This window comes from Sorangium sp. KYC3313 (genome assembly GCF_052075895.1).
Classification (GTDB): domain Bacteria; phylum Myxococcota_A; class Polyangia; order Polyangiales; family Polyangiaceae; genus Sorangium; species Sorangium cellulosum_B.
Genome location: NZ_CP197255.1, coordinates 11,179,583 through 11,196,234, shown reverse-complemented (window position 1 = coordinate 11,196,234; position 16,652 = coordinate 11,179,583). Strand labels below are relative to the sequence as shown.

The window sequence follows — 16,652 nt, the reverse complement described above, 5'->3', positions numbered from 1 at the left end:
TCCCCGTGAACGTGACGGCGGCGGGGTGACGATGACGTAGATGAAGTGCTGGGCCAACGGGCCGACATGCATGGATGCCGAGGCCGATTTCGATCACCGAGGCCGGGCAGCATCCTCCGCGGCCCACGACGCCCGTAGCAGCTGGATAGCCGACTGCGGACGGCTCGCCGGAGCGCACCGCGCGAGGATGATCTTCCAGCCGTTCCGTGCGCTCGCCGCCTCCGCGACGATGTCTGCGACCTCGCTCGCGTCCACCCGCTCTTCGGAGAGCCGCGCCGTCGCACCGTACTCCGCGGCGAGCGCACGGCGCTCGGCCGGGCCCTTGGCGCGCGCGAGGATGCACGCGTAGGCCTCGCACGAGTACGCGAACGTCTCGCGCTTGCGGTACTCGATGTCGAGGAGCCACTCCTTCGTCCGCGTCTCGCGAAGACCGACGGTCGCGCGCTTGCAGTTGTGGAAGACGTGCGCCGCCTCGTGAACGATGAAGTCGGCGAACGGATCGTCGTCCGCGAAGTACTCGACCGAGACATAGCAGGTCGTCCCCTCGCTCAAGCCAACGAGGCGCGGCGCGTCCTCGCAGAGCAGATCCGCGCCGAGGCTCGCGAGGTACAGGTTGGCGAGCGTCCACGCCGAGCTGTCGTATCCATGCTTCAGCAAGAGCGGCTCGATGTTCGCGCTCGTGACGAACACGACCGACTTCTCGAGCGTCGCGAGCACCGCGTCCTGCTCGACCCGCGGGAACAGCCCCCGCACCATCGGCTCGACCTTGCCGCGCGTGATGGCGACGGTGTCGGCGTGCGGCAGCGATTGGTGCGCGAGTCCTTCGGTCCGCCGCCGCACCTCGCGCACGAGCGCGCCTCGGAGCTCCTCGTGGGCGCGGTTCGCACGCTCCATGAACTCGCCGGGCCACGCCGCGCTGTGAGGGTCGGTCTCGCCGGTGCGGAGGTACCGCTCGACCTCGTCGGCGGCGCTGGGCACGTTGCTCACTGGCGCATTCTACTCGGGCAGCGCTTCCGGGTTGGCAGCGATCGACGCGGGCGGTACGCGCCGGGTGGCCGCTTCTGTGGCAAGGAGGCTATTCGTGTTGGTGAGCTTGTACTTGCGCGGAAAGGCGGTGAAGAAAATCGGTGAAGTCGGCCCAGCGCGCAGTCAGCATCCGGGAGTGCTCGCGCGGGTCAAGGGTGCGCTCGCGACGCGAGCCGGCTGCGCCGCCCTTGACCCACGCTCCGCCCTCCCGGGCCGGAACCTCGGGCGATGGGCAAGCGGGCCTCCGGTGGGGGCTCCGTCTTTTCTCCTGCGCCAGCGTTCCGCATGACGGGCCTCGCAGGCCGCGTCGGTTTGGTGGTAAACGGTTCGGCCTATGAGGACGCTCCTTCGGCGCCCTGGGCTCTGGCTCCTGATCGCGTTGCTCGCGGCCTCCACGATCGTGGTGGCGGTGCGCGCGCGCGGACCCAAGGTGAAGGTCGCCGTGGCCGCTCGGAAGGATCTCGAGCAGCGCGTCGTCGCGAGCGGACGGGTGAGGGTGCCGACGCGCGTTCAGGTCGCGGCGCAGGTCCCGGGCCTCGTCGTCGCGGTCGGCGCGATCGAGGGGCAACGCGTGAAGGGGGGCGATCTCCTCGTGCAGATCGACGACGCCGAGGCGCGCGCGGCGGTGTCGCAGGCGAAGGCCGCCGTCGACCAGGCGACGGCGCGCGTCGAGCAGCTCCGCCGCGTCGGCGCGATCGTCGCGACGGAGGCGCTCCGTCAGGCGGAGACGAACCTCGAGCGCACCGAGGTCGAGCTCGCGCGGGTGCGAGAGCTCTCGGCGTCGGGGGCGGTCGCTCAAGCCGAGCTCGACAACGCCCGACAGAGCGTCGAGCTCGCGCGCGCGCAAAAGGTCGCGGCGGAGGCGCAGCGCATCGCGTCGACCCCGATGGGCGCGGACTCCCGCGTCGCGCTGACCGCGCTCCTCCAGGCGCAGGCGCAGCACGTCGGCGCGACCGTTCGCCTCGCGCAGACGCGGATCGTGGCGCATCAGGACGGCGTCGTGCTCACGCGCTCCGTGGAGCCCGGCGACGTCGTGCAGCCGGCGCGAACGTTGATGGTGCTCGCCGCGGACGGGAGCCCGCAGCTCGTCTTCCAGCCCGATGAGCGGAACCTCGCGTGGATCGCGCTGGGGCAGAAGGCGCGCGCGTCCGCGGACGCCTATCCGCAACAGGTGTTCGACGCCGAGGTGAGCTACATCGCGCCTTCCATCGATCCGCAGAGGGGCAGTGTCGAGGTGCGCCTCGCTGTGCCGAGCGCGCCAGCCTTTCTGTTGCCCGACATGACCGTCTCCATCGATCTCTCGGTCGCGCGGCGCGAGAGCGCGCTCGTCGTTCCGAGCGACGCCGTGCGCGACGCGGCGACGCCGGCGCCCTGGCTGTTCGCGGTCGAGGACAATCGCCTCGTGCGCAAGGACGTGAAGCTGGGCATTCGCGGAGAGGGCGCCGTCGAGGTCGTCGAGGGCCTCGGCGAGGGGAGCGTCGTTGTGCTGCCCGACGGACGGCTCCATGCGCCGGGCCAGCGCGTGCGCGCGGAGCTCGATTGAGATGCCGTTCGAGTGGTTCGTGGCGCTCCGTTACCTGCGCGACGCGAAGGGGCAGACCGCGCTGATCCTCGCGGCGGTGTCGGTGGGCGTGAGCGTCATCGTCTTCCTCTCCGCGCTCATCAACGGCCTCCAGGTGTCGCTCATCGACAAGACGCTCGGCTCGCAGCCGCACATCACGCTGCAGGTGCAGCGCGAAGCGGCGCGTCCGCTCGTCGACCCCTCGGACGATCGCGCCGTCGCGCGCTCCGTGCAGCCCGCGCCGCAGCGCCTTCGCTCCATCGACCAGTGGCCGCTCGTCATGGCCGACGCGGAGCGCACCGCCGGCGTCATCGCCGCGTCGCCGGCGATCGTGGGCGCCGGCTTCGCCGTCCGCGCCGAGGCGAAGAACGCCGTCGTCGTGCGCGGCGTCGATCCCGAGCGCTTCCTCGCGATCATCGACGTCCGGAGGCGCATGCGCGCGGGCCGGTTCGACGTCGCCGGGGGCGACGTGGTCATCGGCGCCGTGCTCGCGGACGAGCTCGGCGTCGGCGTCGGCGACAAGATCCGGATCACGACGACCGAGGGGATCGACGATGTCGTCGCGATCACGGGCGTCTTCTCGCTCGGCAACGAGGTGGTCGACAAGACGTGGGTGATCACGTCGCTCCGCAGGGCGCAGACGCTCTATGCGCTCCCCGGCGGCGCGACCTCGATCGAGCTCAAGGTCGCCGACGTGTTCGCCGCCGAGGCCGTCGCGGGCGAGCTGCGCGGGAGGACGGGGCTGAAGGCGGACAGCTGGATGAAGATCAACGCCGAGCTGCTCACCGGCCTCTCGGCGCAGAGCAGCTCGAAGAGCATGATCCAGTTCTTCGTCGTCCTCGCGGTCGCGCTGGGAATCGCGAGCGTGCTCATCGTGTCGGTGGTCCAGAAGTCGCGCGAGATAGGCGTCCTCCGCGCGGTCGGCACGTCGCGAGGCCGCGTCCTGCGCATCTTCCTGATCCAGGGCGCGGTGCTCGGGCTCCTCGGGTCGTTCGTCGGGTCGGCGCTCGGGGCGCTCCTGTCGAAGCTCTTCGAGGGCCTCGTGCGCGGGCCCGACGGCGCCCCGAAGTTCCCCGTGCAGCTCGATCTCGAGCTCTTCGTGCTCGCGACCGCCCTCGCGGTCGGCGTGGGGCTCCTCGCCGCCGTGCTCCCCGCGCGGCGTGCCTCGATGCTCGATCCGGCGTCGGCGATTCGCAATGGCTGACGCAATGGCTGATCCGCTGCTCGTCGTCGAAGGCGTGGTGAAGGAATACGGCCAGGCCGTCGTCTCGCGCGCGCTCGACGGCGTCGATCTCCGGCTCGAGAAGGGCGAGTTCGCCGCGCTGATCGGCCCGTCCGGCTCCGGCAAGAGCACCCTGCTCAACATCATCGGCCTGCTCGACCGGCCGACGCGCGGGCGCGTGGTGGTCGACGGCAAGGACACGACGGGGCTCGACGAGGCGAGCCTCACAAGGCTTCGCGCGCGGACGCTCGGCTTCGTGTTCCAGTTCCATCACCTCTTGCCGATGTTCACCGCGCTCGAGAACGTCATGCTGCCCGCCTGGGGCGACGAGGGATTCCCTTCGTCGACCATGAAGGCGCGCGCGGCCGAGCTGCTCGGAGCGGTGGGGCTCGCCGATCGGATGAACTTCAGGGCGACCGCCCTCTCGGGCGGCCAGCAGCAACGCGTGGCCATCGCGCGCGCGCTGTCGCGCCGGCCGCCGCTCGTCCTCGCCGACGAGCCGACAGGGAACCTCGACACCGAGTCGTCGGCGGAGGTCTTCGCGCTGATGCGCCGGTTCAACCGCGAGCTCGGCACGACGTTCCTCGTCGTCACCCACGATCCGCGCATCGCCGAGCAGTGCGAACGCGTGATCGAGATCGTCGACGGGCGCATCGCCAGCGACCGCGCGTGAGGGGCATGCAGGCGCCGCACCGGGACGCAGGCCGGCGCCTCGCAAGCCGCTCCTCGAGCGAGCGGACGAGAGGGGGCGGGAGGGAGCTGCTGACCTTTCACCAACTCGCCGCCGGCCACACGAGGGCGAATTGAAGAGCTCGCCAGCGTCACCCCGCTCCCTTCCTGTTGATCACCCGGTCACGGTGCCACGGCAGATACGTGCGATGGCCATCCGCCAGCCCGCGCACGCGAAGCGGCCGGTCGAGCCCCAGCGTCGTGCACGCTTCGGCGTCGAGCGCGTCGCTCACGACGATCGCCCCGTCGTCCGCCACGGTGATGAAGCCGCGGTCGAACGCGGCATCGAGGTGCGGCGCGAGCAGGATGCCGTTGTAGACATCGAGCCGCTCGGCATCCGTCTCGCCGTCAGCCCACGGCTTGATGTGCCTCGCGCGCAGGAGCGCGGGCACGGCAAGCCCCGTCACGGCGCAGCGCCCCTCCCACAGGTCCAGGAGCCCTTCTCGGAACAGGTTCTGGCCAACACGCTGGACCACGAGGCGCTCGGCCTCCGTGGTCTTTGGCAGCGCGGCGACCTGCTTCGCGAACGCGTGAAGGAGCTCGTTCGGAAGTGCCTTCGAGAGCTGGAATGCGCGCCGCAGGAGCCGATGCAGCGCGGGCACGTCGGGCACGGTCCGCCCGGCGACGCGACGATGATGGGCGACAGAGCTGTCGTCACTTCTTCCGTCCCTTGCGCTTGACCGTCGCGGTGCGCGTCGGGGCCACGTCGATCACGGCATCGATGCCGGCGCCGAAGACGAGCCGGTTCCGCGCCGCTTCGATGGCGCGGTGCAGCCGTTCCTCGAGCACCTCACGAGGAGGCAGCTCGGTCAGGTACTCGGCAACGTGGATGCCCCGCGCGTCGAGGTCCAGGTACTCGACCGTCTCGCGCTTCTTGCCTGCGCACAGGATGATGCCGAGCGGAGCCCGCTCGAAGGGCTGGCGCTCGTGGCGGTCGAGCCAGCGCAGGTAAAGCTCCATCTGGCCGGAGTCGGCGGGCTTGAAGTCGCCGATCTTCAGCTCGATGGCGACGAGCCGCTGCATGCGCCGGTGGAAGAACAGAAGGTCGAGATAGTAGTCGTCGCCGTCGAGCGTGATGCGCTTCTGCCGCTCGACGAAGGCGAAGCCCGCCCCCAGCTCGAGGAGGAAGCGCTCGATCTCGCGGAGGATCGCCGACTCGAGGTCCTTCTCGCTGTACGTGTCCGCAAGCTCGAGGAAGTCGAGCATGTACGGGTCGCGGAACACGAGCGCAGGTGAGGGCTCGCCTCTCTCGCGTAGCGCGGCCAGTCCCTTGCGGATCAGCGCCTCCGGCTTCTTGGAGAGCGCTGTGCGCTCGAAGAGCATGCCGTCGATGCGCTCGGCGAGGACACGCGTCGACCACCCTTCCATCCGGCACATCTCGGCGTAGAAGGTGCGCTTCAGCTCGTCCTCCATGTAGATGAGCTGCTTGAGGTGGCTCCACGACAACTGTCTCCGCAGTGCGGAGACAATCTCCGCGCTGGGGAACGCGCGCGCGAACCGAATCATGTGCCGCAGGCTCTTCTCGCCGAAGCCGCGCCCGTAGCGCGCCTCCAATTGTCTCCCCGCTGCAGAGACAATCTGGGCCCCGTACGCCGCGCGGCGCCCTTCGAGCACCTCCGTGTGGACGCGTTGACCGATTTGCCAGTAGAGCCCCGTGAGCGCGGCGTTCGCCGTGACCGCCACCTGCTTGCGCGCGGCGTCGATCATCGCGCCGAGGTCGCGCACGAGCACCGCCACGTCGGCCTCGAGCTGGGCGCCGGACACGGGGGCCGCCTTCTCGACGGCGGCGCCCGGCGATTGTCGGAGCGGCGCTGCGCCTTTCTTCGAGCCGCCCGCCTTGGGCTTCTTGGTCGGGTGCGGCGGTCGCCCAGCCGCCTTGCGCGGACTCATGATTCTTCCCCGTCGGACGCGTCGTGTGAGGACGGCGTCGCCCGTGCGAGCAGGTTCTCGATGCGGCGCTTGAGGAGAAAGTCTTCCTCACTCGCGCGCGAGACCTTGGCGACCCCGAGGAACCGGAGCATCCCAGGGAGGACATGAACGGCGGTTGTGTGCATGGATGTCCAGGCGCCGTGCTGGACCGGGTCGGCCGGAGGACGAGAAGGGCTCATGCTCAGAATTACGGGGCGTCTCTCGCGGCCGTCACAGAATCGGGCCGGGCCGAGGCCCCCTCCGACCCGATGCGGCCCCCCTCCGACCCGGTGCCATGCCCAGCTCGGACGAGGGGCGATCCCCTCGAGCGCGTGGGATGCCCGACGGGAAGGGGGCAGGTCCTCCAGCAGACCGAGGCATCCATCCGCTGTGCGCCGCGTGGCGAACCTGCCCGCCCCTCCGATCTTCCGGGAGTTCGATGTCGGCGCCCCGCGCCCAGCGTGTCGTGATGTCACGATAGCGCGTGCGTGTGCTGGTTCCCCGTGAACGTGACGGCGGTGGGGGGACGATGACGTAGAAGGCGTGCCGGGCCGACGGGCCGACATGCATGGATACCGGGGCCCGTTTCGATCACCGACGCCGGGCAGCATCCTCAGCGGCTCACGACGCTCGTAGCAGCTGGATAGCCTCCTGCTCGACCCGCGGGAACAGCCCCCGCACCATCGGCTCGACCTTAGCCGCGCGTGATGGCGACGGTGTCGGCGTGTCTGTGGCAAAGCGGCCATTCGACCCGATGCCACGCGCCCCGAACTTCGAAAGGAGATGCTCGACGATCTGCTGATCGCGCCGATGAAGGACGCGAAGCGGCGCGATCTGCTCGAGGTGCTGGAAGACAGGTACGACGAGCGCTCGACCGTGGTGACCATCCGGGTCCCGATGAAACGTTGGCACGAGATGCTCGCAAACCCACCAGCGCCGACGCGAACTGCGATTGGCTGGTCCACAACGCACACGTGTTCTCGCTGAAGGGGCCGTCGGTCGGCCCGACTCACGGCTCGCCGCCCTGCGCACCCTGCTTCTTGACCACGCTGATCTCCCCGTCCGCCTCGAGGCAGGCAGAGCGCACCGTGGTGATGTCCGTGATCCCTTGCCTGCGAAGGGCCGCCTGCAGCTCCTCCTCGGTGACCATTTCGCGGCGCATGTTGTCCCGCTGGAGGCGGCCGTCTCGGACGAGGGTCGTCTGCGTGTCGCGCAGGCAACGCCGGAAGAAGGGGACGCGGAACTCCAGGATATCGAGCACGTAGCCCCACATGACGATGAGCGCGATCATGAGCAAGGCGTCCGCGGGCGAGCTCGATCCGCCCATGATGCCGTCGGCGGCCATACCACCGATGAGAATGAGGGCGAGCATGTCGTTCGGTGAGAGATGTCCGGTGCGTCGCTTGGGGATGACGCGGATCAGGATGACGAGGGCGAGATAGACGAGCGTCGTGCGCAGGGCGATCTCCCAGAGGGGCTTGGAAAAACCAAAGTTCCCTTCCATGAGCGTCCCCTGCCAGTACGGCCACGCGCGTCAGCGCGCAGAATGGAAGTCGGGCGCGAGGTTCGCAGCCGCCCAGCGCGCCGGCGCCGCGATCTCGACGCAGCGGTGCAGGTGTCTCGTCTCGGTATTGCTGGGCATGGCCGTCTCCTTCGGGGGCACGGGAGTACTGCTCCGTTCGCGCTGGAGGGGCCCTCGCAAGAAAGGGACCGCTCCAGACCGTGTGCTGCGCGGGCGAGGAGGGGGTCGCGCGGTGCACTGCCTGCGAAATTATCGTAATTGTTCTGATTTTTGCCCGTTCGGCGCTCTGGTTCACCGTCGGCGCCGAGCGCATGATAGTGCTGCACATGGCCCGGCAGCCGGCGAGCGAGCAGGGCCGATCCTCCCCCTTCCCGGAGCTCAAGCTCTTCCAGGAGTTCAAGATGACCGTGAAAGCCTTTGGTGCCCATGCCGCCGACAAGCCGCTGGAAGCGCTCAACATCTTTCGTCGCGCCCCAGGCGACCACGATGTGCAGATCGACATCATCTACTGCGGTGTCTGCCACTCGGACTTGCACACCGTCCGAGGTGAATGGGCCGGCACGCTCTATCCGTGCGTTCCTGGGCACGAGATCGTGGGGCGGGTATCCGCTGTGGGAGCCCAGGTATCTCGCTTCAAGAAGGGCGAGCTGGTCGGCGTCGGTTGCATCGTCGACAGCTGCGGGCGCTGCGCGTCCTGCGCCGAGCACCTCGAGCAGTACTGCGAGCGGGGCATGACGCTCACCTACAACTCTCCGACCCCGGACGCCCCCGGGCACACGCTGGGCGGCTACTCCCAGCGGATCGTCGTCGACGACAAGTACGTGGTGAAGATCAGCCATCGCGAGGAGCAGCTGGCGGCCGTGGCCCCGCTGCTCTGCGCCGGCATCACCACCTATTCGCCGCTCCGGCACTGGAACGCCGGGCCCGGCAAGAAGATCGGCGTGGTGGGCATCGGCGGGCTCGGCCACATGGGCGTCAAGCTCGCCCACGCGATGGGCGCGCACACCGTCGCGTTCACGACGTCGGAGTCGAAGCGGCAAGACGCCAAGGCCCTCGGCGCGGACGAGGTCGTCGTGTCGCGCAACGCGAGCGAGATGGACGCTCACGCCGAGAGCTTCGACATGATCCTGGACACGGTCGCGGTGAGCCATGACCTCGACGCCTTCACGAGGCTGCTCAGGCGGGACGGCGCCCTGGTGCTCGTGGGCGTGCCGAAGGACGCCCACCCGTCGCCCGCCGTCTTCAACCTCGTGCTCAAGCGCAGGACGATCGCCGGGTCGACGATCGGCGGCATCGCCGAGACGCAGGAGATGCTCGATTTCTGCGCGGAGAAGGGGATCGTCGCCGACATCGAGGTGATTCCGATCCAGCGGATCGAACAGGCGTACGAGCGGATGCTCAAAAGCGACGTCAAGTATCGCTTCGTCATCGACACCGCCAGCCTGGCCGCCGGGCCACAGGGGTAAAGCCCTGGGTCATCGTCGAAGCTGAGGGGCGACACTAGCCCCTTCGCCTCTTCCGTGGCTCGCGGCGCTGCCCGGCACGCCCGCTCCGCGCCGCCGTCTCTTCCCCGCCTGCCACGACCTCCCGCACGCTGTCGCGCAACCAGCGGTGCGCGGGGTCCGCGTCCAGCCTCGGGTGCCACAGCAACGAGACGGTGATCTCCGGCGCGGCGAAGGGCAGCGCGAAGCTGAACAGGCCGTCGCGCAGGCTCCTGGTGTGGTGATCCGGAACGGTGGCGATCAGGTCGGTCGCGCGCGCCAGCGCGATCGCCGTGGCGAACCCGCCGACGATGGTCACCACCTCGCGCGCCAGACCGAGCGCGGCCAGGCTCTCGTCGATGCGCCCCTTGGCCACGCCGCGCCGCGAGAACACGACGTGGCGTCCGGCGGCGTAGCGCGCGGGCGTGATCTTCGCGCGGCCGAGGGGGTGGTCGCTGCGCACGACGCCGATGAAGCGGTCGCGGAACAGCGCCTGGGTCCGCAGCTCGGGGCTGGTGTCTTCGTCGACGACGCCCGTCTCGAGGTCGACGGCGCCAGCGCGCAGCGGCCCGCTGTCCTTGTCGGGCTTGGCCACGAAGCGCAGCCGGACGCCTGGCGCCTCGGCGCCGGTGCGCTCGATCAGGGCCGGACCGAAGCTCTCGACGAAGCCCTCGCTCGTGCGCAGCGTGAAGGTGCGCACCAGGCGCTTCAGGTCGAGCTTCTCGGCCGGCCGCAGGACGGCCTCGGCGCCCTGCACCAGGTGGCTCACGCGCTCGCGCAGCTCGAGCGCGCGCGGGGTCGGCACCAGGCCGCGCCCAGCGCGCACCAGCAGGGGGTCGCCCAGGGTCTCCCGCAGGCGCGCGAGCGCCCGGCTCATCGCCGAGGGGCTCAGGCGCAGGCGTCGGGCCGCGCCGGTGACGCTGCCTTCCGTGAGCAGCACGTCGAGCGTCACGAGCAGGTTCAGGTCGGGCAGCGACATGCCACCAGGCTACCAGAGGTCGGGGCGAACCATGGCGTCAGACGCACATAGTGTTTGCGATCGTTGCGCGTTCCGCAATCCGCGCCGGCGCTCTAGTTTCGATGTCGAAGGTCGGATCACCTCGATTCGAGCCGAGCCGGAGGCCACGCATGACCGAGAACGCCCTTGACCTGTTCGTCCATCGCACCCGCGCCAGCTGGGGACCGCTCAGCAGCGACCTTGTCGCCAGCTGTCGCAGTCACCTGGAACAGCTGGCGAAGGCGCACGCAGCCGAGCCCTGGCTCGCGGCGCTGCACGAGGAGGCGCCCGCGTCCCGGGAGCTCTACCGGGATGCGGAGCACGGCTTCGTGCTGCAGGCCCACACCGAGCAGGCCGGGCTCTATCGCCCGCCGCACGACCACGGCCGCAGCTGGGTGATCTACGCCCTGCAGCGCGGAGAGATCGCGATGTCGACCTACGCTCGCGTCGAGGCCGGAGCCGGCGTCCAGCTGGTCAAGCGCGACGAGACGCTGTTGCGCGCCGGACAGGCGCAGCTGTTCCTGCCGGGAGACATCCACGACACGCGCTGCGTCGCCGGCCCGGCGCTGCTGTTCCGCTTCACCGAGCGCGATCTCCGGCAGGAAGATCAGGTCGCGCGGCGCGTGACCCGCTATGTCGAGCGCAACGGCGTCTGGACGGTGGGCACATGATGGCGCTGCGCACCTCGATCGCGGGCGCGCCCCTGCCGGGCGAGGCGCCCGATCAGGCGGCTTCCGGCGTGCAGAGCCCGGCGCGCGCGGAGGCGATCGCGTGCGTGCTCGCGGCCATGGTGCTGGTGGTGCTGTCCGCGGGCATCGCCAACGTGGCGCTGCCTGCGCTGGCGCACGCGTTCCAGGTGACGCCCGCCGCGTCGGTGCGCGTCGTCAGCGCCTACCAGCTCGCGCTGGTGATGGCTCTGTTGCCGTGCGCCGCGCTGGGCGAGAGCCTGGGCCAGCGCGCCGTGTTCACGGCAGGCGTCGGGCTGTTCACGGGCGCGTCGGTGCTGTGTGCGCTGGCGCCGTCGCTCCACTGGCTGGTCGCTGCGCGCTTTTTGCAGGGGCTCGGGGGCGCCGCCGTGATGGCGCTCGGCGTGGCGCTGCTGCGCTTCGTGGTTCCGCAGGCGCAGCTGGCAGCCGCCATCGGCTGGAACGCGCTCGCCGTGGCGCTGTCCTCGGCCGCGGCGCCCACGGTCGGCGCCGCGCTGCTCTCGAGCGCGAGCTGGCCCTGGCTGTTCGCCGTCAATCTTCCGCTCGGCGTGGCGGTGCTGCTCGCCTCGCGCGGCCTCCCCGAGGTCCCCGGCACGGCGCGCGCGCTGGACGCGACCAGCATGGCGCTGAACGCGGCGGCCTTCGGCGCGCTGATCGCAGGCGCGGAGCTGCTGCCGGCCGCGCCGGCGCTCGGGGCCGGCTTGCTCGCCGCGGCCGTCCTGAGCGCGACGCTGTTGCTCCGCCGCGAGCTGCCGAAGGAGGCGCCCCTGGTGCCGCTCGACCTGCTGCGCAGCCGTTCGTTTCGCATCTCCGTGATCGCCTCGGTCGCGTGCTTCGCGGGACAGGCCTCGGCGCTTGTCGCGCTGCCCTTCTATCTGCGGCACAGCTTTGGCCAGGACGCTCTGAGCACCGGGCTGCTGATCACGCCCTGGCCGCTGAGCGTGGCTTTCCTGGCGCCCGTCGCGGGCCGCCTCGCCAACCGCATCTCGACGGCCTGGCTGTGCGCGACGGGCGCGGGGTGTCTCGCGCTGGGGCTCGCTGCGCTCGCGCTGTCGCCGGCGCGCGGCAGCGCGCTTTCGCTGGTGCCGTTCGTGGCGCTGTGCGGCGCGGGCTTTGGCCTGTTCCAGGTGCCGAACAACCGCAACATGCTCCTCGCGGCGCCGCGCGCGCGGAGCGCCGCCGCGGGCGGCATGCAGGGCACCGCGCGGCTGGCAGGCCAGACGGCGGGCGCTGTCGTCATGACCTTGCTCTTCACGCTCATGCCCGTAGATGCGGCGCCGCGCGTCGGCCTCGGCATCGGCGCCGTGCTGACGCTGAGCGCCGGGATCGTCAGCGCGCTGCGCGCTGGCTCGCACCGCAAGCCATGATGGTGGGCGGATGGGCAGCTGAGAGCCACGGTGTCCCGACCGTGACGGGTGCGCGCTGTCAGCGCCGGGGGCGCTTGAATCGCTCGCGCGAGCGCTCGACGTCTCCTCGGATGACGCAGCCCTCGGCGTGATCGTTCACCAGCCCCATCGCCTGCATGAACGCGTACACCGTCGTGGGGCCGACGAACTTCCAGCCGAGCTTCTTCAGGTCCTTCGAGAGGGCGACCGACTCCGGTGATGTCGATACGGTCTGCGGGCGCGCGAGCCGCGCCGCTTCGGGCTCGTAGCGCCAGACGAACGCCGCCAGCGAGCCCTCGCGCGCGACGAGCTCTCCGGCGCATCGCGCGTTGTGGATGACCGCCTCGATCTTGCCGCGGTGGCGGATGATCCGCGCATCTCCGAGGAGCCGCTCGACGTCTCGCCCGGTGAAGCGGGCGATCTCGTCGAAGTCGAAGCCGTGGAACACCGCGCGGAAGCTCTCACGCTTGGCGAGGACGGTGCGCCAGCTCAACCCGGACTGGAAGCCCTCGAGGCTCAGCTTCTCGAACAGCCGGCGGTCGTCGCTGACAGGAAACCCCCACTCGCGATCGTGGTAGTCGATGAACTCCGGCGCCGCGCCGGACCAGCGGCAACGCGCTCGACCGTCGGGCCCCACGATCGTCGCGGCGCTCATGCCACGTCGCCTCGGGCAGCCGCGACGCGGCGGCACGCCGATGGGCCATCGACCCGCTGTTCTCCACGAGCGGTGGCCTTGGTCGTGTACTCCGCGAACAGCTCGCCGAGCGCCCTCGCCATCGCGCGCATGCGCGGCACCTGGCGCAGCTCTCGATGCATCACGACGTAGAACGGGACCGACGGACCCGCGGCGTCGAGGGCCACGGGCTCCAGACCCGGAACATCGACGCCGGCCGCGTGCACGACGATGCCCATGCCTGCTCGCGCTGCCTCGAGCCGCGTCTCCACGGCGTTTGAACGAAGCGGGAAGTTCTGCGCGCCGCGCTCCACGAGCCAGTGGAAGGGGCCGAGTCCCTGGCTGACTCGCTCATCGACGAGGAAGCGCTGGCCTGCGTAGTCGTCTCGCGTGACCCGGCGTCCGGGCAGATGCGCTGCCAGGTAAGCGGCGCTCGCGTACAAAGCCGGCTTGACCTCGCCGACGCGCCTCTCGATGAGCACGTTCGAGGCCGAACGACCCCCGCGGAGCCCGATGTCGGCCTCGCGCTCCGCCAGATCGACGAGCCGCGACTCGACCGACACCTCGACGATGGTCGTCTGGTCCTGCTCCCAGCATCGCTGCGCCGCCTGGGCCGCCACGGCGCCGAACCCTTCCGGCACGGAGAGACGCACGGTGCCGGCTCGTTCACGATCGTGCGCCCCGAGCGCTTGCTCGAACCCGGCGGCGATGTTCACGAGCGCGAGGGCCTCGCGTTCCAGCCGCACCCCGTGGCTCGTCCGGTGGACGACGGAGCGCCCGAGCGCGCGCTCGAGCGTCGAGACGCGCCGCATGACCGTCGAGGCCGACATGCCGAGGCGCTGTCCGGCCGCGAGGAAGCTCCCGCGGCGGTGGACCTCGAGCAGCACACGACAATCGTCCCAGTCCATGGGACGACCGTGCCATCTCGGCGGATCGTCGTCCATGCAAAACGGGTTTGTACCAGCGCAAAACCTCCTTGGTGCGGCGCAGGTTATGCTGTCTCCATGAAAATGGCAGTGCTCGGTACAGGAGCCATCGGCAGTACATTCGCTTACCAGCTCGTTAACGCCGGCCACGAGGTCACGGCCGTCGCGCGCGGCGCACGGCTGGAGCGCCTGCGGGAAGACCGCGCCATTGTCCTGAGCGATGGCGCGCGCGCCCCTGTGGCCGTCGCCGGCACGCTTGACCCGAGCGTTTCGTACGATCTCGTGCTCGTGACGGTGCTGGCGCCTCAGGTCGACAGCGTCCTACCCGCGCTGCGACAGAGCGCCGCGAGACACATCATGTTCATGTTCAACACCTTCGAGCCGCTGGATCGACTGCGGGACGCGGTGGGCGCCGAGCGCTTCTCGTTCGGCTTCCCCGGCGGCGTGCTGGCGCACCTCATCGACGGCAAGCTGCGGAGGCGCATCCTGCCCGGCACCACCGTGGGCGATGCGGCCTGGGCGAAGGTGTTCGGCGCTGCGGGGATCCCGACCGTGACCAGCGCCGATATGCATGGATGGTTGCGCTCGCACGCCGCCATGGTGATCCCCCTCATGTCGATCGGCGTCGTCGTGGCGCACCGGAACGCCGGCATCACATGGCGTGAGGCGCGCCGCTACGCCGCCGCGCTCGCCCAGGGGTTTCACATCGTGCGCGGCCTGGGCCACGCCATCGAGCCCACCGTGGTGGCGCTGCTCAGCCGTCTGCCGCGCACGCTCACGACCGGCTTGTTGTGGCTCATGAGCCGCACCCAGGAGCTCCGGAACCTCGGCGCGCTCGGCGCCGCGGAGCCCCGGATGCTCATCGACATGATGGCGACCGCGGTGCCGAATGAGGCCGCCGAGCTGCTGGCGATCCGCCCATAGACCGGAGCTAGTCGCGATCGGCCGGCGCGCCGCCCGGGAAATAGTGGCGGTAGGGTCGGCCGCCCTCCACGGCGCGATCGACGGACGGGCGCTCGCGCAGGCGGCGGTAGTAGGCGCGCAGGTTGGGGCGGTCGTCGAAGGGGTGGACCCAGTCGGCGTAGAACAGCGACGGGGCGGCGGCGCAGTCGGCGAGGGTGAAGGCGTCGCCTGTCGCCCAGGTGCGGCCGGCGAGCTCGCCGTCGAGCCAGGCGTAGACCTTGTCCAGGGCGGCGCGGGCCTGGACCTCCCCGTACTCATCGCGCGGGTTGGACTGCATCTCGCGGATGCGGTTGTTCACGATCACCTGCATCATGTTCATGACGTAGTTGTCGAAGATGCGGTCGAACATCCGCACCTGGAGCGCGGCGGCCGGATCGCGCGGGATCAGGCGGGCAGGATCCGGATGCGCCTGGTCGAGCCACTCGACAACGATGGTCGCCTCCCACAGGGCGAGGTCGCCGACCCGGAGCACGGGGAACTTGCCGAGCGGCCAGAGCGCCGCCAGCTCGGCGCCGGCCTGCGGGTTGGAAGGCTCCAGCAGGCGCAGCTCGAAAGGGACGTTTTTTTCATGGAAGGCGATGAAGGCCTTCTGGGAGTAGGACGAGAAGGGGTGGGCGTAGAGGATCGGTGTTGTCATGGTGGCCTCACTGCTTCGCGCCCCTCGCCAGCTCCTCGCCGAGCGCGTCCAGCATCTGGAGCCAGCTCGGGTGCGCGCCGGTCCGGCGAGCGAGCGCCTCGCTCACGTTCTGCTCGAGCCTCACGAGCGTCCGCCCGTTCCGCTCGACGAAGGTGATCGACACGAGCGTCTCCTCGGGCCAGTCCCGATCGTGCCCCTGGCTCTCGGAGGAGACGGGATTCCCGTTCGCGTCGGCGATGCGCATGGTGAACGCGAGCCGCTCCGGCCGCACGACCTCGCGGTAGACACCGACGGTCCAGCAATCGCCGAACTGCGGGTTGTGGATGCACGAGTGGAAGCCCCCTCCCGGTCGGACGTCGATCCGCGCGAAGCGGAGGGTGCACCCCCGCGGCGCGAACCAGCGCGCCAGCAGGTCGGGGTTCGTCCACGCATCGAACACCACGTCGCGCGGAAAATCGAACGTGCGCTCGATGAGGACCGTGGGCTCATGAGGGGTTTGAGAGAATTGCATCGTGACGTGATCACCCTTTCTTCGGCGGATGCAGCTCGTGCAGGAGGTCGTCCAGGCGGCCGAACGCCTCCTCCCAGTGCTGCCGGTACTGCTCGACCCAGGTCGCCACCGCCCGCATCGGCGCGGGATTGAGCTGGCAGACGTGCTGCCGCCCGTCGCGCCGCTTCTCGATCAGGCCCGCTCGTTCCAGGGTTGCCAGGTGCTTGGAGATGGCCTGTTGCGAGATCTGAAACGGCTGCGCCAGCTCGTGCACCGACGCAGGCCCCGCCTTGAGCCGCACGAGGATCGCGCGCCGGGTGGCGTCGCTCAGGGCGGCCAGGGTCGTGCTCAGCGAATCCACAACCATAAGGTTGTGGATCGATGCCTGGAAGTCAAGCGAAGATCGAGGTGCAATCAATTGGTTG

18 protein-coding genes are annotated in these 16,652 nt (G+C 70.1%); 8 read left to right on the top strand and 10 right to left on the bottom strand.

What is annotated here, in order from left to right:
• Positions 1 to 93: 93 nt before the first annotated feature.
• A complete protein-coding gene (locus ACSRUE_RS42680; protein WP_441288579.1) occupies positions 94 to 987 on the bottom strand; it encodes a hypothetical protein in 894 nt (297 codons plus the stop codon).
• Positions 988 to 1,360: 373 nt separating this feature from the next.
• On the opposite strand from ACSRUE_RS42680, the gene ACSRUE_RS42675 reads away from it, so the two are divergent.
• The 3 genes from ACSRUE_RS42675 to ACSRUE_RS42665 are packed head-to-tail and all read left to right on the top strand — an operon-like array spanning position 1,361 to position 4,482.
• Positions 1,361 to 2,569 (top strand): efflux RND transporter periplasmic adaptor subunit, encoded by a 1,209-nt coding sequence (locus ACSRUE_RS42675; protein WP_441288578.1) that lies wholly within the window; start codon positions 1,361 to 1,363, stop codon positions 2,567 to 2,569.
• A 1-nt stretch (position 2,570) separates the two neighbouring features.
• Positions 2,571 to 3,791: an ABC transporter permease gene (locus tag ACSRUE_RS42670; RefSeq protein ID WP_441288577.1), complete on the top strand. Its 1,221-nt coding sequence runs from the start codon at positions 2,571 to 2,573 to the stop codon at positions 3,789 to 3,791.
• The gene (locus ACSRUE_RS42665; RefSeq protein WP_441288576.1) at positions 3,784 to 4,482 is read left to right on the top strand and encodes an ABC transporter ATP-binding protein; all 699 of its coding nucleotides are present in this window, start codon (positions 3,784 to 3,786) and stop codon (positions 4,480 to 4,482) included. The genes ACSRUE_RS42670 and ACSRUE_RS42665 overlap by 8 nt, the downstream gene beginning before the upstream one ends.
• A gap of 148 nt (positions 4,483 to 4,630) precedes the next feature.
• Here ACSRUE_RS42665 and ACSRUE_RS42660 read toward each other — a convergent pair whose 3' ends face one another.
• Complete coding sequence (locus ACSRUE_RS42660) at positions 4,631 to 5,140, bottom strand: HNH endonuclease (protein ID WP_441288575.1); 510 nt, start codon at positions 5,138 to 5,140, stop codon at positions 4,631 to 4,633.
• Between the two features lie 52 nt (positions 5,141 to 5,192).
• On the bottom strand, positions 5,193 to 6,428 hold the full coding sequence (locus tag ACSRUE_RS42655; RefSeq protein ID WP_441288574.1) for a PDDEXK nuclease domain-containing protein: 1,236 nt from the start codon (positions 6,426 to 6,428) through the stop codon (positions 5,193 to 5,195).
• A gap of 801 nt (positions 6,429 to 7,229) precedes the next feature.
• On the opposite strand from ACSRUE_RS42655, the gene ACSRUE_RS42650 reads away from it, so the two are divergent.
• Complete coding sequence (locus ACSRUE_RS42650; protein WP_437992686.1) at positions 7,230 to 7,433, top strand: ATP-binding protein; 204 nt, start codon at positions 7,230 to 7,232, stop codon at positions 7,431 to 7,433.
• Positions 7,434 to 7,455: 22 nt separating this feature from the next.
• Here the strand turns inward: ACSRUE_RS42650 and ACSRUE_RS42645 are convergent, their stop codons facing one another.
• Positions 7,456 to 7,950, bottom strand: a complete 495-nt coding sequence (locus ACSRUE_RS42645; RefSeq protein WP_441288573.1) for a DUF421 domain-containing protein — start codon at positions 7,948 to 7,950, stop codon at positions 7,456 to 7,458.
• Between the two features lie 419 nt (positions 7,951 to 8,369).
• Between ACSRUE_RS42645 and ACSRUE_RS42640 the strand changes: the two genes are divergently transcribed.
• Positions 8,370 to 9,434, top strand: coding sequence for an NAD(P)-dependent alcohol dehydrogenase (locus ACSRUE_RS42640; protein WP_441293189.1), 1,065 nt, complete (start codon positions 8,370 to 8,372; stop codon positions 9,432 to 9,434).
• Positions 9,435 to 9,468: 34 nt separating this feature from the next.
• Here the strand turns inward: ACSRUE_RS42640 and ACSRUE_RS42635 are convergent, their stop codons facing one another.
• Complete coding sequence (locus ACSRUE_RS42635; RefSeq protein WP_441288572.1) at positions 9,469 to 10,428, bottom strand: LysR family transcriptional regulator; 960 nt, start codon at positions 10,426 to 10,428, stop codon at positions 9,469 to 9,471.
• Positions 10,429 to 10,577: 149 nt separating this feature from the next.
• Here ACSRUE_RS42635 and ACSRUE_RS42630 point away from each other — a divergent pair, with 149 nt between their 5' ends.
• Both ACSRUE_RS42630 and ACSRUE_RS42625 read left to right on the top strand, forming a co-directional pair.
• Entirely contained in the window at positions 10,578 to 11,117 is a 540-nt protein-coding gene (locus ACSRUE_RS42630) for a hypothetical protein (protein ID WP_441288571.1), read from the top strand.
• Positions 11,114 to 12,520, top strand: coding sequence for an MFS transporter (locus tag ACSRUE_RS42625; RefSeq protein ID WP_441288570.1), 1,407 nt, complete (start codon positions 11,114 to 11,116; stop codon positions 12,518 to 12,520). Before ACSRUE_RS42630 ends, ACSRUE_RS42625 begins: the two co-directional genes overlap by 4 nt.
• Positions 12,521 to 12,578: 58 nt before the next feature.
• On the opposite strand, the gene ACSRUE_RS42620 is transcribed toward ACSRUE_RS42625, so the two are convergent.
• The gene (locus tag ACSRUE_RS42620; RefSeq protein ID WP_441288569.1) at positions 12,579 to 13,193 is read right to left on the bottom strand and encodes a DNA-3-methyladenine glycosylase I; all 615 of its coding nucleotides are present in this window, start codon (positions 13,191 to 13,193) and stop codon (positions 12,579 to 12,581) included.
• Positions 13,190 to 14,098: a LysR family transcriptional regulator gene (locus ACSRUE_RS42615; RefSeq protein WP_441288568.1), complete on the bottom strand. Its 909-nt coding sequence runs from the start codon at positions 14,096 to 14,098 to the stop codon at positions 13,190 to 13,192. Before ACSRUE_RS42615 ends, ACSRUE_RS42620 begins: the two co-directional genes overlap by 4 nt.
• Between ACSRUE_RS42615 and ACSRUE_RS42610 the strand changes: the two genes are divergently transcribed.
• Positions 14,081 to 15,061, top strand: coding sequence for a ketopantoate reductase family protein (locus ACSRUE_RS42610; protein ID WP_441288567.1), 981 nt, complete (start codon positions 14,081 to 14,083; stop codon positions 15,059 to 15,061). The genes ACSRUE_RS42615 and ACSRUE_RS42610 overlap by 18 nt on opposite strands.
• Positions 15,062 to 15,068: 7 nt before the next feature.
• Here the strand turns inward: ACSRUE_RS42610 and ACSRUE_RS42605 are convergent, their stop codons facing one another.
• From ACSRUE_RS42605 to ACSRUE_RS42595, 3 genes are read right to left on the bottom strand one after another with little or no spacing between them, the layout of a single operon-like run.
• Positions 15,069 to 15,737 carry a glutathione S-transferase family protein gene (locus tag ACSRUE_RS42605; RefSeq protein WP_441288566.1) on the bottom strand — a complete coding sequence of 223 codons (669 nt, stop codon included), beginning with the start codon at positions 15,735 to 15,737 and terminating at the stop codon, positions 15,069 to 15,071.
• Between the two features lie 7 nt (positions 15,738 to 15,744).
• On the bottom strand, positions 15,745 to 16,248 hold the full coding sequence (locus ACSRUE_RS42600; RefSeq protein ID WP_441288565.1) for an SRPBCC family protein: 504 nt from the start codon (positions 16,246 to 16,248) through the stop codon (positions 15,745 to 15,747).
• 10 nt (positions 16,249 to 16,258) lie between these two features.
• Positions 16,259 to 16,588 (bottom strand): ArsR/SmtB family transcription factor, encoded by a 330-nt coding sequence (locus tag ACSRUE_RS42595; protein ID WP_441288564.1) that lies wholly within the window; start codon positions 16,586 to 16,588, stop codon positions 16,259 to 16,261.
• Between the last annotated feature and the right edge of the window lie 64 nt (positions 16,589 to 16,652).

Excerpts from the sequence above, each read along its gene's own strand:
- ACSRUE_RS42630 (WP_441288571.1), top strand. The coding sequence starts at position 10,578 with ATGACCGAGAACGCCCTTGACCTGTTCGTCCATCGCACCCGCGCCAGC.
- ACSRUE_RS42675 (WP_441288578.1), top strand. The coding sequence starts at position 1,361 with ATGAGGACGCTCCTTCGGCGCCCTGGGCTCTGGCTCCTGATCGCGTTG.
- ACSRUE_RS42635 (WP_441288572.1), bottom strand. The coding sequence starts at position 10,428 with ATGTCGCTGCCCGACCTGAACCTGCTCGTGACGCTCGACGTGCTGCTC.
- ACSRUE_RS42655 (WP_441288574.1), bottom strand. The coding sequence starts at position 6,428 with ATGAGTCCGCGCAAGGCGGCTGGGCGACCGCCGCACCCGACCAAGAAG.
- ACSRUE_RS42640 (WP_441293189.1), top strand. The coding sequence starts at position 8,370 with ATGACCGTGAAAGCCTTTGGTGCCCATGCCGCCGACAAGCCGCTGGAA.
- ACSRUE_RS42645 (WP_441288573.1), bottom strand. The coding sequence starts at position 7,950 with ATGGAAGGGAACTTTGGTTTTTCCAAGCCCCTCTGGGAGATCGCCCTG.
- ACSRUE_RS42650 (WP_437992686.1), top strand. The coding sequence starts at position 7,230 with ATGCTCGACGATCTGCTGATCGCGCCGATGAAGGACGCGAAGCGGCGC.
- ACSRUE_RS42605 (WP_441288566.1), bottom strand. The coding sequence starts at position 15,737 with ATGACAACACCGATCCTCTACGCCCACCCCTTCTCGTCCTACTCCCAG.
- ACSRUE_RS42670 (WP_441288577.1), top strand. The coding sequence starts at position 2,571 with ATGCCGTTCGAGTGGTTCGTGGCGCTCCGTTACCTGCGCGACGCGAAG.
- ACSRUE_RS42665 (WP_441288576.1), top strand. The coding sequence starts at position 3,784 with ATGGCTGACGCAATGGCTGATCCGCTGCTCGTCGTCGAAGGCGTGGTG.
- ACSRUE_RS42600 (WP_441288565.1), bottom strand. The coding sequence starts at position 16,248 with ATGCAATTCTCTCAAACCCCTCATGAGCCCACGGTCCTCATCGAGCGC.
- ACSRUE_RS42625 (WP_441288570.1), top strand. The coding sequence starts at position 11,114 with ATGATGGCGCTGCGCACCTCGATCGCGGGCGCGCCCCTGCCGGGCGAG.
- ACSRUE_RS42620 (WP_441288569.1), bottom strand. The coding sequence starts at position 13,193 with ATGAGCGCCGCGACGATCGTGGGGCCCGACGGTCGAGCGCGTTGCCGC.